The organism is Pseudoalteromonas sp. ABE4_541, assembly GCF_056312285.1.
Genome location: NZ_JBSVEM010000001.1, coordinates 244,073 through 261,331, shown reverse-complemented (window position 1 = coordinate 261,331; position 17,259 = coordinate 244,073). Strand labels below are relative to the sequence as shown.

Here is a 17,259-nt window from a genome sequence, read left to right as displayed (position 1 = left end):
AAATAATGAATAAGCCACCGATTTCTATTCAATATTCGACCACACCTGAGGCAAGCACAGCTTTGAACGAAGGTCGCTCAAATATCGACCTGAGCAAGCAACCCAGTCAGTTTTTAGCACGCAACGTTGTGATCAAACCAGAGTCCGTACAAATGGAAGTCGAGATTGATGGCCGCTGGCAAACCATACGTCTGGCCACAAAAGACGGTACGCCAAACACCACCCGCATGCACGAAGCAATTATCACTTTGAGTGAAAATGCTCAGGCGCTCACACTAAAAAGCGCACAGCAGGTGGTCAATATCAAAGCAGCCAACGAGCTACTTTCATTACTCACCCTACTGAAAAGCGGCACACCTCAAAGTAGTGTGACGACCAGTGCAAGCTTAACTCAAGGCAATAACCCGCAACTAAGGTTAGATCAGTTAGGGATAAAGCTCGCCATAGACCCCGCATTAGCTAAAGTACTCGGCGAAGAGCATAAGCTGGTTGCACAACTGCAAGCAAATAAAGATAAAGTGACCTTAAAACTGACCAATGGCTTTGCAGACGCTTTATTAACGAGCACTATCAGTAAGCAAAAGCTTGTTGAACAACTCATATCTCAAGCAAAAAGCCCACAATTACTTGTTGATAAACAAACTATATTCGTGAAGTTCTCTACTGATCAAAAACCGATTTCGTTGCCACTTGCCAATTTAACCAGTGCTAAACAAGCTAATAGTGCGCAATGGCAAGATGCTAAGCTCAACAGCACACTCTCAGGTATGGATATAAGAACACAACAAGTATCAGAACTGTTGAATTTAAAGCAACCTATTAAAGATCGATTTGCGCAAATACAAAATTACAATCCGGCTCAACCGACAGTTAATACCACCAACAGTAGTGGCACACTCACTTACGCAAAACCGCTGTTTAACCTCAATCTACAGGACATTAAACAAGCCGTTGAGCAAGCGCTAGTAAAGTGGTTATCCAAACCATTCAAACAAGAGATAGCGGCGACACAAGCAACGCAATTTAATACAACTGTTAATCAATCACCCAGCCAGCTGTTAAATCCCAACACGATACCTTTGATGTTGCAAACCGAGGACAACGAGGCCCCATTACCACCTCTAATCAAATTACTATCGGGCTTTAAGAATAGCTTTCCACTAAATCAAACGTTTTTTCAGAGTAACAACTTAAAACAGGTTGACCCCTTGGGACAACAAAAACTAACCTTGCGCCCTGAAAAACAAGGAACTTCGGCTCAAACTTCATTAGTCACTGAAGCGCTAAAAGACAATGTGAAATTGCCAAACCAAGCCATGTCGCTAGCACGCAATATCACAGCAGTACAACAAGACCCTGTACTTACAAATTTGAACAATAAGTATCAGGCCAATTTACCCATAGAACGCTCGCTGGTAAGTACTTTGTTGAAATTATCCAGCGCTGAAAAGGTCCAGCAAACAACCCCTGTAAATACTCAAGTGCTAAGTGAGAAAATTGCCAATTTGAGTCAGTTTAAACATGCTGAGTCGATTGATATGACTAAACTTGTGCACCAAGCTTTTAGTCGCATGATTGACTCTACAAACATTTCAGCAAATCAGGTCAGCGCCGAGCTCGCAAGCCTTTTGCCCAATACACCTGCAAGTGCGCACACTGTGCCTTCGATCGCAACGCACAGTTTCACACAAGCATTGGATAAGTTACTTGTTACTTTACTGGCTGCCCCAAAAGCATTAAATATGCAAAATTTACCCGAAGGCATGACGCAAGAACAGCGTTTAACAGCCCTACTCGAAACATTACTGCCCAATAGCAAAAACATTAACACCAAACAGTTAATTCCACAGCTTCAGCAAACAAATGCGAATTTACTTGCTGAGCTTGGCCAAGTGCAAAGTGCCCTCTCAAATAGTGTACAACTGGCTCCGCCAAGCCAACAAAAAGCGGATAGTGAAACACAACTATTACTTAACCTGCTAATGCCAATGAAAGTGCCCCCTGAATGTAAGCAGACAGAATTGCAAATAGGTAAATACAAAAAGCCCGCTAAAGCAAAAATGCCAGAGAAGACTGTATGGTTCGTACGTTTGAATTTCGATTATGCACATTTGGGTAAACTCAACGCACAAGCAGAGTTAATGGACAAAGCCGTCGATTGCCAAATCATCGGCAACACCACACAAGTCTGTGATTTAGCTTCACCACATTTAGATGCATTACGCAGGAAGCTGTCAGGTCATGGCTTGCAGGTAAATGAAATTGTGTTAACCGAGGACATCAACGAAACTCATACTTTTTATGAGCAACATACAATCGTCAACGTTAAGGTGTAAATATGCAACAAAAAACCGCTATTGGATTACTTTATGAAGCCGGCAGTTCACCACATGTGGCATGCAAAGGGTTTGGTGATTTAGCTGATGAAATTATCGAACTAGCCAAAGAAAAAGGCATTATGATCCATGAAGATGCTGAACTTGCGAAAACATTAGGACAACTGGATCTTCATCAAGAAATCCCCAGAGAGCTCTACTATGTTATCGCAGAGCTCATCGCTTTTTCTTATATATTGCGTGGAAAGTTTCCGCCAGGTTGGAAAGGGTTTAGTGACAAACTAGACATAAAGGCTTAAGACTTTTGATGTAAAGACATCAAAAGTTCGGCCTCTGCTCGAGGAAGTTCACATTCTTTCATGATCTCTTCCAGATCGGCGCCTAACTCAATCATTTTCACAGCGCGCGAATAAATTTTAGCGTCAGGATCATCGTACTTTTGTGCCGCTTGCTGCTGCGCAAGTTCTTTTACATAGTTTTCGCAAGCAACGATCCGCTTACCCATATTCATCAGGCTACTGCGCACTTCCGCTACCTCGCTTCGCAAGATAACGGTCTGATCTCGACTCTCTTTTAATGCGTGCTTAATGTGATGAATATTCTGTTGGTTGGAAGATAATCGCTTGCTCAACATAAAAATCAACCCCAGACATACTAAAACAAGTAAACCTGAGGCGACTAATACCAATAAGATCAGATTGTTATTTACTACTTCCACAGCTTATATGTGACTCAACTCGTCCCACTCATCATCACTGAGTAGTTTGTTCAAATCGACAAGTATAAGTAGTTCGCCTTCACGGTTAGATACACCTTGAATAAACTTCGCACTCTCCTCCGTACCTATGTTTGGCGCACTATCAATTTCAGAACTACGCAGATAAACCACTTCAGCGACACTATCCACTAAAATGCCAATAACTTGCTTTTCAGCTTCGATTATCACGATGCGCGAATTATCTGTTACGTCAGCGCTTGCCAAGCCAAACCTTGCTCGCGTGTCAATAACGGTCACTACGTTACCACGTAAATTAATAATGCCGAGTACATACGCTGGCGCTCCTGGCACAGGTGCAATCTCTGTGTAACGCAAGACTTCCTGAACCTGCATTACATTAATACCGTATGTCTCTTCTTCTAGCTTATATGTCACCCATTGAAGAACTTCATCATTACTATCGGCATTTTTGTCTGCGGAAAGTAGTCTATCTTGGCTCATGGTTTTACTCCAAAAAGATCTTGTTTACTGCTCGCGGCTATCGAGACCTTGCTCAAGCAAACGGTTTAAATTTTCTACATCAATTAGTGCGCACATTTTTTCTTTTATGACGCCAGCTAACCAAGGTCTTTTACTATCACTTGTTCGCCATTTTACATCATTCGGCTGTAAAGTAATGTTATTAACCAAGTTTTCTGCCAGCAATCCCCAAGTACTATCACCCAAGGTTATTAAATATTGATAATCGAGCTTTTCCTCAAGCTCTGGCGTATACTTTTCTGGCATAACCCATAAAGCAGTATCCACGACGTGTAACTTTTCATCACGGTTTAACATTACGCCCTTAAACCACTTAGGTTTACCAAACAACTGATTAACTTCGCCCAGCTGGTGAATACCACCTAGAGACTTCAATGGCACCGCTAATGTAAGACCTGCTACTTCAAAAAATAATGCCTGAAACTCATTATCACCGTATGCCTCTCTGGCGCTAACTGGTTGATTTTTTGTTTCGTCAGATTCTTTGATAATAGTATTATTTTCTGGTATCTCAAGAATTTTTGTTTGTTCTTCAGGGATTTCCTGTTCTGCAACAGGTGCTATATCTGGAACCTCTTCTGTTACAACTCGTTCTTGTGGCACAACTTCTTCATCAGCAGGTTGTTCAACAATAACGGGAACCTGTTCAAGCAGCTTGGCGACAGGTAGCAATGCGCTATCTTCAGGCTCTTCCTCGCTTAATAGCGCGCCCAAATACTGCTTCATTACTTTTTCGTTAGCAAACAACTGCTTACTCATTTATACCTCTAATCAACTTGCTGTAAATAATCAAGTAACGCACGATACGCAAATACCCCTCTTGATTTGGGGCAGTATACTACCGGCGCTTGTTGCGCCAAACTTGCATCCCTAAATTTTGTATCGACAGGGATAACACCGGGCCACACGCTGCCATTGTAGCTGTTAAGTAAGCTTTTATAGGCTTCAAGCGACGCTTTGGTTCGCTTATCATACATTGTAGGTATTATGGTATATTTATACGACTTTGATTGCGAACTTTGCATCAACTCCATCGTTCGCATCATTCTATCTAACCCTTTTAGCGCTAAAAACTCAGTTTGAACAGGGACCAAAACACGTTCACTCGCAGCTAAAGCGTTAACCATTAACACACCTAGCACTGGTGGGCAATCTAAAATGGCGTAATCATAATGTTCACTTATTTTGTCTAATGCTTTTTTTAACACTAGCCCCATTCCAGCACGATTGCCCATGCTTCTATCCAGCGTAGCAATTGCCATTGTTGCCGGCAGTATGTCAAGGTTTTCAACCGTAGATGGACAAAGTGCTTGCAGAATTTCTTCTGCCTTCATAGCACTACCACGCGCAAAAACATCGTAAACACTTACTTCGAGTTCTTCTGAATCTATCCCAAAATAATATGTCAATGACGCATGGGGATCGGTATCAATTAGCAACACCCGTTTGCCTTCGAGCGCCAAAATACCCCCTAAGCTCACCGTAGTTGTTGTTTTCCCTACACCCCCTTTTTGGTTTGCTACTGTCCAGATTTTCACGTGTTAAAGCTCTCTCCAAGTTATTAGCTTTTGTAATTCTTATTTATTGCCTGTCCATGGTGAAAATTTAACAGCCAACCTCTTTTGATATTCTTACTGCAACCTCACCTAAAGCGAGATGCTCTGAAGCGAGTCCTGCGTTAGCAATAGCCTGTGGCATACCGTAGACAACACAAGTCTTCTCATCCTGTGCCCAGATCGTCGCACCTGCTTGCTTCAACATTCTGGCGCCATCTCTTCCATCGGCCCCCATTCCCGTCAGCACAACAGCAAGCACATCACCTTGGTAGGCCTTTGCTGCACTGGCAAAGGTCACATCGACACTCGGTTTGTATGTTATTCTTGGACTATCATCTTCGAATACTTTCAGCGTACCTCTAGATTCAACCATCATTTGCTGACCACCAGGAGCTAAGTATGCAACACCAGGCTGCAACTTATCACCTTGCTCAGCTTCTTTCACCTTAATTTTGCAAAGGCTATTCAAGCGCGCCGCAAACGCAGGCGTGAAAGCGGCTGGCATGTGCTGAATCAATAAAATCGGATGTGGAAAATTACTTGGTAATTGCGTCAAAATTGTTTGAAGCGCAACCGGACCACCTGTTGATGTTCCAATTGCCACTAATTGATACTTTTTCCCCGACGCTTTGGCAGCAGTTGACGGCGGGCTCGTCACGGAACGTTGGAAAGTTCTATCTGGCTGCGAGATTCCTGTACCAGTTGTCGGGCGAGTGGGTTGCCTTGTCGCCGGGCTTATTGCAAAACGTGACAGTCGTCGGCGACCAATCTCTTTGACTTTATTTTGTAGAGACTTAATTGCATCATCGCTATTTCTAGCAATGTCCTCAAACTTTTTCGGTAGAAAGTCTAGTGCCCCCGCATCCAAAGCATCTAACGTCGCACTCGCTCCTTCTCTTGTTAAAGAAGAAAACATTAAAATCGGTGTAGGCGTTGCTGCCATGATTTGCTTTACTGCACTAATGCCATCCAGTACAGGCATTTCAACATCCATTGTTATCACGTCAGGCTTAAGCTGTGCCGCTTTTTCAACGGCTTCTTTACCATTAACAGCAAAATCAATCACTTTAATTTCACTGTCTAGTTCAAGAATTTCACTTACTCTACGTCTAAAAAAACTTGAATCATCAACTACTAATACTTTAACTGCCATTGGCACGCTCATTCAAATATACAGATCCAAAAAGTGGTGCGCGGGGCACCACTAAGATTTAAGTCGCTACACGCAAAACACTACTTACCAGCATAATGCTTAAGCATATTAGGCACATCGAGGATCAAAGCAATCCCACCATCTGATGTAATTGTTGCACCAGCCATACCTGGAGTACCTTGCAGTAGTGCATCTAGCGGTTTAATTACCACCTCTTCTTGCCCAATGAGTGAATCCACCACAAAGCCAACCTGTTTTGTTCCCATTTGAACAATAACTACGTGGCCTTCTGCTTTTCTCGTATTCCTATCTGCCCCTTTAACCAACCAATGTTCTAAATAAAACAGTGGTATTGCTTTTTCACGGACAATGATAGTCAACTGACCATCGACGATATTGGTTTTGGTCAAATCTAAATGGAAAATTTCACTTACCCCAGCTAACGGTAAAGCAAATGTCTGCTCTCCGACAATGACCATTAAAGTTGGAAGTATAGCGAGTGTCAGAGGCACCTTAATTTCCAAGATGGTACCGACACCTAACTCTGATTGAATATTAATAGAGCCATTCAACTGAGTAATTTTGGTTTTAACTACATCCATGCCCACGCCACGACCTGAAATATCTGATATCTCTTCTTTGGTCGAGAAGCCAGGAGCAAAAATGAGGTTATATGCTTCTGTATCCGACAAGCGACTCGCCTGATCAGAGTCAATAACTCCTTTATTTATGGCTATTTTTTTCAACTTCTCAGGGTCCATACCCGCACCATCATCTCTAATGGTAAGCAAGATATGGTCACCCTCTTGTGAAGCTGATAACGTAACGGTACCTGTACGAACCTTTTTTGCTGCTTCACGCACTTCCGGCATTTCAATACCATGGTCTACCGAGTTTCTAACTAAGTGCACCAATGGGTCGGCAAGCGCTTCTACAAGGTTTTTATCTAAATCTGTTTCTTCACCTTCAAGAACAAGATTTATATCTTTCTTTAGGCTTCGAGCTAAATCACGAACAACCCGAGGGAATCGACCAAACACTTTTTTGATTGGTTGCATCCGGGTTTTCATTACAGCGCCTTGGAGATCAGCTGTGACCACATCCAAGTTAGAAATGGCCTTACCCATCGCCTCACTATTGGTGTTGTTGGCTAAGCTCACCAAGCGGTTTCTGACCAGTACTAACTCACCGACCATATTCATGATCTGATCTAAACGCTTTGTATCAACACGAACTGTTGTTTCCGCCTGTGCAGCAGGCGCTTTTTTAGCAGCCGTTGTCTTACTATCCGCTGCTGGCGTTTGTACTGGTGCTTTTACAGCAGCTGGGCTTGGTGCTGGAGACTGTTTAGGCGCAGGTTTTGCCGCTTCAGGTTGAGGTTCTGGTTTTGCGGCTGGTGTACTCTTTGGTGCACCACTTTCAACTGATCGAGGAGCTGTGCCTTTACCATGCAACTCATCTAATAGCGCTTCAAACTCATCATCATTGATTTCTTCGTCATCATCGCTAGATGCAGGTGGTGCAGGCGTGGCGCTCGCAGGTGGCGCACTTGGTGCACCTGACTTATCTATGGCTCCAAAGCTACCCACACCATGAAGCTCGTCTAATAGACTATCAAACTCATCATCGGTGATATCGCCATCATCCGTTTCTTCTACAGCAGGTTTGCTTGAAGAGGCTGGACCATTACCTGAACCATGCAGTTCATCAAGCAAGCTCTCAAATTCATCTTCCGTAATTTCATCAATACTCGCATCATCACCATCCGACGAAGCATCTGAGGTATCGATATCAAACAGAACATCATCAGCCTCCACTTCAGGAACTGGCGGAGTTTCATCCTCAATTGGCTCTGGAGCACTGGCGGCAGGTGGTGGAGAAATTACTTCGTCAGCTGATTCAGGCTTGCTCAATTGGTGAAGTGTTTCCAACAATGCTGGGTCAGCTGGATCTGGCTGCTCACGATTTTGGATATGCGCGAACATTTCATTAATCGTATCTAAAGACTGTAAGATAACATCCATCAGTTCAGATGTTACTTTCCTTTGCCCTTGCCTAAGTACGTCAAACACGTTTTCAGCCCCGTGACAGGCATCAACGAGCTCAGTCATACTCAGAAAGCCAGCGCCCCCTTTGACCGTATGGAATCCGCGGAAAATTGCATTTAACAGCTCTTTATCTTCTGGATTATTCTCTAGTTCGACTAACTGTTCAGATAACAGTTCTAGGATCTCACCGGCTTCAACAAGAAAGTCTTGTAAGATATCTTCATCGACTTCAAAGCTCATGCATACTCTCCTAATTAGAAGCCTAAACTTGACAGTAAGTCGTCAACTTCATCTTGCCCTGATACCACATCATCTCTTGAATCTGCATCGATAATTGGTCCTTCAGGGCCTGAAATCTCATCAACATTTACATCTTCAATATGTTCAGGATCAGCTTGCACCTCTTGGCGTTTTGCTTTGCCAGGCTGCTCATCCGTAGTACCAAAAACAGTCAATAAATTAATTAGGCTATCTTCTACTTCTCTGACTAGCTCTATAACTCGACGAATAACTTGCCCTGTTAAATCTTGATAATCTTGAGCCATTAACACATTGGTCATTAAACTTTGTAGTTCATCAGTTCTAGTTTGCGACCCTTGCATAAACTTATCTAAATCGTGACATAGTGACTTGAATTCACCTAATTGAATGTCACGTCGCATCAAGCGATCCCACGTCGGTTTAATATCAGACAAATCATCAGCCAATTGTTGGGCAAGCGGCAAACTTGCCTCAACTGCATCCATGGTTTTATTAGCTGCATTCTCTGTCATTTCCATGACGTAATTTAAACGTTGCTTAGCATCAGGAATGGCTTCAGTCGTCAGATCGGCAAGACGCGTGTCGAGTTCAAAGTTTTTCAAAGACTCATGCAGTTGGCGAGTTAACTTACCCACCTCTGCAAACAACTCAGACTGCTCTTTATTGGCAGCTTCCAAAATTAATTGATCTGCTTTTTCTTGTTCACCTTGTTCCAAATATGCAACAAGCTGTTTTGCCTGCTCAAGGCTGATCTGAGGCACAGAAGGCGTTGACATTAGCCTCTCCTTCTTATTTCTTAGCCTAAACGTTCAAACACTTTTTCTAACTTGGTTTTTAGTGTTCCTGCCGTAAACGGCTTAACAATATAACCATTAACGCCTGCTTGGGCTGCTGCTACGATTTGTTCTTTCTTTGCTTCAGCAGTTACCATCAACACTGGGATATGCTTAAGGTTATCATCCGCTCTAATTGCGCGGAGTAAATCAATCCCTTGCATACCAGGCATATTCCAATCTGTTACTACAAAATCAAACTCTTGATTCTGTAGCATTGGAAGCGCAGTACTGCCATCATCAGCTTCTTGTACATTGGTAAAGCCTAAATCTCTAAGCAGGTTTTTGATTATTCTCCTCATTGTAGAAAAATCATCAACCACGAGAATTTTCATGTTTTTATCCAAAACATCCTCCAGTGAGGTTTGAACCTATTATTTTTACTCTAATTGACCCAGTCATTGATTTTGGCCCTTAGCCTTATCATTGCCTGCCCATGAATTTGGCTAACACGAGATTCACTTACATCTAGTATCTGGCCGATTTCTTTTAAATTCATTTCATCATTGTAATACAGTGATAAAACTAAAGCGTCTCTTTCAGGTAAGGACTTAATCGCTGCGACCAACGACTCGTTAAAGCGTTCATTTTTAACATTATTAAATGGTTTGTCTAGCGATAAATCATCGCCCGATGGTGAAATAACATCTTCATCAACGCCTAAGTCCTCGATACCTATCACTTTACTGCTATTAACATCATTAAGAATATGATGGTACTCATCTAGCGTAATATCAAGTTTTTCAGCTATTTCAGTATCTTTTGGCTCTCGATTGAGAATTGATTCAAGCTCGGCAATGGCTTCTGCAACCATTCGGCTTTTACGGTGAACAGAACGAGGAGCCCAATCACCTCTGCGAATTTCATCGAGCATTGCGCCACGAATGCGAATACCCGCAAAAGTTTCAAAGCTTGCCCCTTTAGAAGCATCAAAGTTTTTCGATGCTTCAATTAGGCCAATCATGCCAGACTGCACCAAATCATCTAATTGAATATTCGCTGGTAAACGCGCCAATAAATGACATGCGACTTTTTTCACTAGTGGCGCATGACGTTCAACCACTTTGTGTATGTTTTCAGACGTCTGATACCCCATCGCTCTACTCACCGATGATGCCATAGTTACCCGTTGACAAGTTGTTCAATAAAAAACTCTAAATGACCAGAAGGTTGGTGTGGAATTGGCCACTTCACAGCCTTGCTAGCAAGTCCCCTAAACGCAACTGCTGCTGGTGAGTTTGGAAAAAGCTCAACGATGGTTTTTTGACGCCTTGATGATTTACGCATATTTTCATCGAACGGAATAGTTGCGACTAATTCAAGCGCCACATCTAAAAACCTGTCAGTTACTTTTGACAGTTTAGCAAATAATTCTTGGCCTTCGCGCAAACTACGCACCATGTTGGCAACAATCTTGAATTTATATACACCATGTTCACGACTTAATACTTTGATAAGTGCGTAGGCATCAGTAATAGAAGTTGGTTCATCACATACTACAACGACTACGTCTTGAGCCGCTCGCGAGAAGCTCAGAACCATGTCAGAGATGCCCGCAGCGGTATCAACAATTAATATATCAAATTCGGTATTCAGTTCACTAAAAGCACGGATCAGTCCGGCATGTTCAGCTGGTGTGAGCTCTACCATGCTTTGCGAACCTGATGTCGCTGGCACAATTTTTATTCCAGCTGGCCCTTCTACGAGTATTTCGTCGAGCTCACATTCTCCTGAAAGCACATGAGAAAGGTTTTTCTCTACTCTTAAGCCTAACATAACATCACAGTTAGCCAGACCTAAGTCAGCGTCTAATACTAAGACGCGATTTCCTTGCTGGCCTAACGCAATTGCGGTGTTTAACGAGACATTTGTTTTGCCTACACCACCCTTACCACCGGTTACAGCGATAACTTTAACACCGTGATTATTATTTTGACTCATTTTACGCAGGCCACTTGCTTGATCTAAAACTGTGTTAATCATACATTCCTACTGTCTGAGACGCTACTGCTACAGGTCTCGAATGTTGTGCTTTTATTCTTTTTAAATACAATTGCTCAGCCTTTTTGACTAGCTTTTGAGCATTCGCCACACGAATATCCTCAGGAACTCGCTGACCATTGGTAAGATACCCTATTGGCAAACGATTTTGAATCGCTATGCTAATAATCTCGCCTAAACTTAGACATTCATCAAGTTTGGTGAAAATACAGCCACTTAAGTTTACTTTTTGGAAATGGCGAACCGTTTCCTGCAACACATGCATTTGCGATGTGGCACTTAATACTAAATAGCTGCGAATATCCACACGAGTGCTACGCATTAATGTATTTAACTGTTCAGTTAAACGCAAATCTCGTTGGCTCATTCCTGCGGTATCTATTAATACTAGTCTTTTATTTCTTAAGTGATACAAAACTTCTGCAAGTTCATTCGCATCTTTTACCTGTTTAACAGGACAGCCAATAATTCGACCATAAGTAGACAATTGCTCATATGCACCGATGCGATAAGTATCTGTTGTGATCAATGCAACTTTATCAGCACCGTACTTTTGCGCACCGAGTGCAGCAAGCTTTGCAACTGTCGTCGTTTTTCCTACACCAGTAGGACCAACGAAAGCGTAGACACCACCTTGACGAAGAATATCATTATTAGTGGTATGCATTTGGTTTACAACCATATTCAGCAACGCGCTCCATGCTTCCTTACGTGATACATCATCTGGAATAAAACACGCCATTTGCTCAGCGACATCAGCATCAATACCCATACCTTGCAAACGATCAATTAAACAAGCACGCGTTGGATCTCGGCGAGCCATTTCTTGTTTCATCAACCCTGACACTTGATGTTCAAGAAGCTGACGGATAGCGTTCATTTCTTCACGCATCGCACTCATTTCATCATGCTTTGGATCGTCATGGTCCATATCATCACCAAATCCAGCTTCTAGCTCATCGTCAAAGTGCCAGTTGGATGTTTGTGATTGTGTTTGTGCGCTGTGATTAGCCTTCGGTTGTTGGAAACGTTCTTGTGCATGCGTGTGTTCTTCAGATTGCTGTGCCCGAGGCTTAAACACTTGCTCAGTATCAATACCAGATTGCGAGAACATAGATGCTAACTGCGGCGAACGAGGACGTGGGGCTTGGCGTTCAAGTAATGCCTCTAAACTATCAGCTACCTGTGCTTGTGGCTCAGGACGCGCTCTTTGTGGTTCAGGACGTACAAAGCGCGGTGACGCAGCTTGAGGCTGTGCCTGTTGAACAGGTTCTGCTGTAGGGGTTTTAGTCACTGCTGGTGCACGATCATTGTCAATTGCGGCAACAATTTCGACGCCATCAGCCAACTTTTTATTTGACATGATCACAGCATCAACACCAAGCTCTTCTTTCACTTCTTTTAATGCGGTGCGCATATCTTTGGCAAAAAAACGTTTAATTTTCATGTTACAACCCCTTTAATCCTATTACTGTCCGACTGAGCTCACAATCTTAATTTGTCTTTCATCTGGCACTTCTTGATATGACATCACGCGAAGGCCGGGGATCGTATGTTTAACAAATCTTGAAAGCACACTTCTTAACATACCTGAGGTTAATAAAATGGACGGGTCACCTAGCATTTCTTGCGTTTGATGCGCTTCTCTCAATGAATTTTGAAGCCGCTCTGCAAGGCCTGGTTCGATTCCTGCCCCTTCATCACCTGCGTTCTGAAGTGACTGATGCAACATCTGTTCCAACTCAGGCGCCAATGTTATGACAGGGATCTCATCTGCGTTTCCAACCGCATCTTGAACGATTAACCTGCGCAGTGAAATACGTACTGCAGCCGTTAGTACATCAGGATCTTGGCTTCTTGGACCATACTCAACCAAGGTTTGCACAATTGAACGCATATCACGAATAGCTACTCCCTCATTAAGTAAATTCTGTAGCACTTTCACAATAGTAGTCAGTGGTAAAATGTCTGGCACTAAACCTTCAACTAAACGCGGGTGGCTTTTCGCAAGCATATCCAATAAATTTTGAACTTCTTCATGACCAAGTAACAATGAGGCATTGTTTGTCAGTAATTGGCTAATGTGGGTTGCTACAACCGTTGCTGCGTCAACTACGGTGTAACCCAGTGAATGTGCCTCATCTTTTTGATCTGGCTTGATCCAAACCGCATCCAAACCAAACGCAGGGTCTTTGGTTTCGATCCCCTTGATAGGACCAAACACTTGACCCGGATTAATTGCGAGCTCATCACCATGCTTTAATTCACCTGTACCAGAACCTACGCCCATGAGCGTGATGTTGTATGCATTGGGGTCAAGTTCAAGGTTATCGCGAATATGTACTGGTGGAACCAAGAAACCAAGCTCTTGAGACAACTTCTTACGCACTCCTTTAATTCGGCTCAGCAACTCACCACCTTGCGCTTGGTCAACTAAGGGTATCAGGCGATAGCCTACTTCTAAACCAATGACATCAACTGGCTGTACATCATCCCAACCCAATTCTTTTTGTTCTTGTTGTGTTGCAACAGCGCCACCTTTGGCCTCATTCTCGGCAGTTTCTTCAGCAGCCTGTTTTTTCTGTTGTTGAGTGTAATAAGCAAGATAGCCCAATAGTGTGCCCAAACTTAAAAACGCAATATGCGGCATGCCTGGGACCAAGCCCATAACAATGAGAATGCCAGAGGCGATAAATAAAGATTTTTCGTTACCCAATTGTGTTTTAAATTGGTCGCCCATGTTGTGCGATTCATTTTGACGCGTAACGACTATTGCAGTGCCGATTGACAGTAATAGTGAAGGAAGCTGAGCAACTAGGCCGTCACCAATGGTCAGCAAGGTATAAACTTCCATTGCTTTGCCAAACGACAAGTCGTGTTGGATCATACCAACAAAAAGTCCACCAATTATATTGATCGCCAAAATAACGATGCCCGCTATCGCATCACCTTTTACAAACTTACTCGCACCATCCATTGAACCGTAAAAATCGGCTTCTCGCGTGACTTCGTCACGTCTTGCACGCGCTTCATCTGCACTAATAAACCCAGCATTTAAGTCTGCATCAATTGCCATCTGCTTACCTGGCATCGCATCTAACGTAAAACGTGCTGATACTTCGGAAATACGCCCAGCACCTTTGGTGATTACAACAAAGTTGATGATAATAAGGATTAGGAATACCACTAAACCAACGGCATAGTTACCACCTATCACCACAGATCCAAAAGCTTCGATCACTTTACCCGCAGCGTCTCCGCCATTGTGACCTTCGAGTAACACCACTCGGGTACTGGCAACATTCAGTGCTAATCGCATGATGGTCGCGATTAGCAGCACCGCTGGAAACATACCAAACTCCAATGGCTTCATGGTGTAGACCGTCACCAACAAAACCACCAAAGCTAATGCAATATTGAAAGAAAATAGAATATCCAACAAAAAAGGAGGCAATGGTAAAATAACCATGCCTAACGCAGCAAGTACCAATAAAGGTGTACCAACACCCTTGGCATATTCTTTTTTATCTTTGTTGAGCTGTTCTAAAACCGCTTTAAATTCCATAACTTAACAACTGCAAAATATTGACACTAAGCTAATAAAGCAATTAGCACGCCAAATTTTGATTAGTGTTTTAAGTTATCAGGGATCGGTAAGTCTTTTTTAATTTCAGTTGGCCGTCGTCCATGACCCTTTTTGAAACGTTTGAGTTGAAAAACGTAAGCGAGTACTTGCGCGACAGCCGTAAACAGTTGATCTGGGATTTGGTGCCCAACTTCAGTAGTGTGGTACAGTGAACGTGTAAGTGCTGGTGACTCAACAATCGGCACCTCATTACCAATGGCCACTTTTCGTATTTGCATCGCGAGTTCGTCTACACCCTTTGCTATAACGATAGGCGCCCCTGCTTTTTCTGTGTCGTACTTAAGTGCAACAGAGTAATGCGTTGGGTTGGTAACAACTACATCAGCATCAGGTACATCTTGCATCATTCGCCGCTGTGACATCTCTCTTTGCGTACGACGAATACGCGCTTTTATCTGAGGGTCACCTTCTGAGTTCTTATACTCATCTTTCACTTCTTGAAGTGTCATTTTTAACTGCTTGTGGTGATTATAACTTTGATAAGGCGCATCAATCGCTGAAATAATGATTAACGTGCAACTGAGCGCTAAGAACATCCAAGAGAGTATTTCCAAGGCATGAATAACACTATCAGGTACCGCTTCAATACTAAGGTGCAAAATTTCATTGAAGAATGTGCTAATTAGAAAAATAGCAAACCCAGCTACCAATAAAAACTTAAGCAGAGATTTCACCAGCTCTATCGCAGCCTGTGGCCCTAACATACGCTTAAGGCCTTTTGCTGGAGACATTTTACTGGCTTTAAATCCTGCAGCTTCCCAACTAAAGTTAAATCCACCTAGCAGCGTGTTACCAATAATTCCAGCTAACGCAATAATAAAAACAAACATCGCTAATGGGAAAAGTAACTCAGAGAATGCATCTGCCCAAACTGCAAACATCTTCGTCGTATCGTAGGTCTCATTGCGGTTGAGTGTTAGCGAACGAGCCATAATATTAAATAAGCCTTTGCCTATCGCAGGACCATAAAGCAACAGTGCAATAGCTGAAAACATAAGCACAAATGTCGTCCCTAGCTCTTTCGAGCGAGCGACTTGACCTTTTTTTCTGGACTCAGAAATCTTTTTTTCCGTGGGCTCTTCCGTGCGCTCTTGACCCGAATCTTCCGCCATATCTACACCGTACAGCCTATTAAATTACACATTAGCTCCGTCATCTTTACCCACTGAAACTCAAACTGTACAACGAAGTTACCGAGTGTTGCCCAAATAATTGTGAGACCAGCCACCAGAGTAAATGCAAAGCCTACAGAGAATATATTCATTTGTGGAGCCGCTCTAGTCATAATACCAAACGAGATATTGATCACTAACATGGCAGTCAAAGGGGCGAGTGATAGTGCTAATGCTGTGGTAAACATCCAGCCTCCCCAATTGATAATTTGCCAATAGTTATCAACTAACCACCACTGTCCATTTATAGGAAAGGTTTCAAAACTGAACACTATCATTTGGATCATCATCAAATGACCCTTAAACACAAAGAATAGCAATGTTGCTAAGATAAGATAGAACTGACCAACAGCCGGCACGCTCATGCCATTTGCAGGATCAACAACTGAAGCAAAACCGAGACCCGTCTGCATAGCCAGTATTTGACCCGCAATAATAAAAGTATTCAGTAATAGCAAAGAGGCGAAACCAATGGCGATACCGATGATCATTTGTTGGATCACCACCAGCAGCATTGCAAACGAAAATAGCTCAGTAAATTCAGATTTGGGTAACGCTGGCATAACAGCAAAAGTAATGACCACGGACAGCGCTAATTTTATGCGTGTAGGTACTGTTTGTGCACCTAAACCCGCCATTATCATGATCATGGAACTTATTCTTACTAACGGCAACAGTAAGTCACTCAACCACTGCATTAATATGCCAAGTTGCACTTCCACAGCTAGCCTGCGATTTCAGGAATACGCATTACAACTCCGGTAAAGAAGTCCATAAGCTCTTGTGTTAACCAGTGACCCGCAATGATCAATGCGAGTATTGTAATGATAAGACGAGGCAAGAAACTCAATGTCTGCTCATTGATTGAAGTTGCCGCTTGGAAAACAGCAACAACTAAACCAATTAGTAAGCCAGGCAGCACAATCGCAGCTACAAGTTTAATAACCAGAAACAGTGCGTCACTTAAAATATCAACAAATACTTCTGGTTCCATG

Annotated in this window: 17 protein-coding genes; 2 read left to right on the top strand and 15 right to left on the bottom strand. The window is 42.9% G+C overall.

Annotation, left to right across the window (positions count from 1 at the left end):
* Positions 1-5: 5 nt before the first annotated feature.
* Together ACW689_RS01265 and ACW689_RS01260 are read left to right on the top strand one after the other, a co-directional pair.
* On the top strand, positions 6-2,336 hold the full coding sequence (locus ACW689_RS01265; protein ID WP_476287781.1) for a flagellar hook-length control protein FliK: 2,331 nt from the start codon (positions 6-8) through the stop codon (positions 2,334-2,336).
* A gap of 2 nt (positions 2,337-2,338) precedes the next feature.
* Positions 2,339-2,635 carry an EscU/YscU/HrcU family type III secretion system export apparatus switch protein gene (locus ACW689_RS01260; protein WP_476287779.1) on the top strand — a complete coding sequence of 99 codons (297 nt, stop codon included), beginning with the start codon at positions 2,339-2,341 and terminating at the stop codon, positions 2,633-2,635.
* On the opposite strand, the gene ACW689_RS01255 is transcribed toward ACW689_RS01260, so the two are convergent.
* From ACW689_RS01255 to fliQ, 15 genes are all read right to left on the bottom strand, one after another.
* Positions 2,632-3,033 (bottom strand): DUF2802 domain-containing protein, encoded by a 402-nt coding sequence (locus tag ACW689_RS01255; RefSeq protein WP_476288302.1) that lies wholly within the window; start codon positions 3,031-3,033, stop codon positions 2,632-2,634. The genes ACW689_RS01260 and ACW689_RS01255 overlap by 4 nt on opposite strands.
* 24 nt (positions 3,034-3,057) lie before the next feature.
* A complete protein-coding gene (locus ACW689_RS01250; protein ID WP_476287777.1) occupies positions 3,058-3,555 on the bottom strand; it encodes a chemotaxis protein CheW in 498 nt (165 codons plus the stop codon).
* A 24-nt stretch (positions 3,556-3,579) separates the two neighbouring features.
* On the bottom strand, positions 3,580-4,353 hold the full coding sequence (locus tag ACW689_RS01245) for a chemotaxis protein CheW (protein ID WP_476287775.1): 774 nt from the start codon (positions 4,351-4,353) through the stop codon (positions 3,580-3,582).
* Between the two features lie 8 nt (positions 4,354-4,361).
* Positions 4,362-5,132: a ParA family protein gene (locus tag ACW689_RS01240; protein ID WP_476287773.1), complete on the bottom strand. Its 771-nt coding sequence runs from the start codon at positions 5,130-5,132 to the stop codon at positions 4,362-4,364.
* A gap of 67 nt (positions 5,133-5,199) precedes the next feature.
* A complete protein-coding gene (locus ACW689_RS01235) occupies positions 5,200-6,303 on the bottom strand; it encodes a protein-glutamate methylesterase/protein-glutamine glutaminase (protein WP_476287771.1) in 1,104 nt (367 codons plus the stop codon).
* Between the two features lie 80 nt (positions 6,304-6,383).
* On the bottom strand, positions 6,384-8,591 hold the full coding sequence (locus tag ACW689_RS01230; protein ID WP_476287769.1) for a chemotaxis protein CheA: 2,208 nt from the start codon (positions 8,589-8,591) through the stop codon (positions 6,384-6,386).
* A 14-nt stretch (positions 8,592-8,605) separates the two neighbouring features.
* Entirely contained in the window at positions 8,606-9,388 is a 783-nt protein-coding gene (locus ACW689_RS01225; RefSeq protein ID WP_476287767.1) for a protein phosphatase CheZ, read from the bottom strand.
* A gap of 20 nt (positions 9,389-9,408) precedes the next feature.
* Complete coding sequence (gene cheY / locus ACW689_RS01220) at positions 9,409-9,792, bottom strand: chemotaxis response regulator CheY (RefSeq protein ID WP_171625892.1); 384 nt, start codon at positions 9,790-9,792, stop codon at positions 9,409-9,411.
* 38 nt (positions 9,793-9,830) lie between these two features.
* Positions 9,831-10,565: an RNA polymerase sigma factor FliA gene (locus ACW689_RS01215; RefSeq protein ID WP_476287765.1), complete on the bottom strand. Its 735-nt coding sequence runs from the start codon at positions 10,563-10,565 to the stop codon at positions 9,831-9,833.
* A gap of 2 nt (positions 10,566-10,567) precedes the next feature.
* Positions 10,568-11,428 (bottom strand): MinD/ParA family ATP-binding protein, encoded by an 861-nt coding sequence (locus tag ACW689_RS01210; protein WP_476287763.1) that lies wholly within the window; start codon positions 11,426-11,428, stop codon positions 10,568-10,570.
* Complete coding sequence (gene flhF, locus ACW689_RS01205) at positions 11,421-12,893, bottom strand: flagellar biosynthesis protein FlhF (protein ID WP_476287761.1); 1,473 nt, start codon at positions 12,891-12,893, stop codon at positions 11,421-11,423. Before flhF ends, ACW689_RS01210 begins: the two co-directional genes overlap by 8 nt.
* Positions 12,894-12,914: 21 nt before the next feature.
* Complete coding sequence (gene flhA, locus ACW689_RS01200) at positions 12,915-15,011, bottom strand: flagellar biosynthesis protein FlhA (RefSeq protein WP_476287759.1); 2,097 nt, start codon at positions 15,009-15,011, stop codon at positions 12,915-12,917.
* Between the two features lie 62 nt (positions 15,012-15,073).
* Positions 15,074-16,204, bottom strand: a complete 1,131-nt coding sequence (flhB, locus tag ACW689_RS01195) for a flagellar biosynthesis protein FlhB (protein WP_476287757.1) — start codon at positions 16,202-16,204, stop codon at positions 15,074-15,076.
* Between the two features lie 2 nt (positions 16,205-16,206).
* On the bottom strand, positions 16,207-16,962 hold the full coding sequence (gene fliR, locus ACW689_RS01190; RefSeq protein ID WP_476288300.1) for a flagellar biosynthetic protein FliR: 756 nt from the start codon (positions 16,960-16,962) through the stop codon (positions 16,207-16,209).
* Positions 16,963-16,988: 26 nt separating this feature from the next.
* Positions 16,989-17,258 carry a flagellar biosynthesis protein FliQ gene (fliQ, locus tag ACW689_RS01185; protein WP_476287755.1) on the bottom strand — a complete coding sequence of 90 codons (270 nt, stop codon included), beginning with the start codon at positions 17,256-17,258 and terminating at the stop codon, positions 16,989-16,991.
* Between the last annotated feature and the right edge of the window lies 1 nt (position 17,259).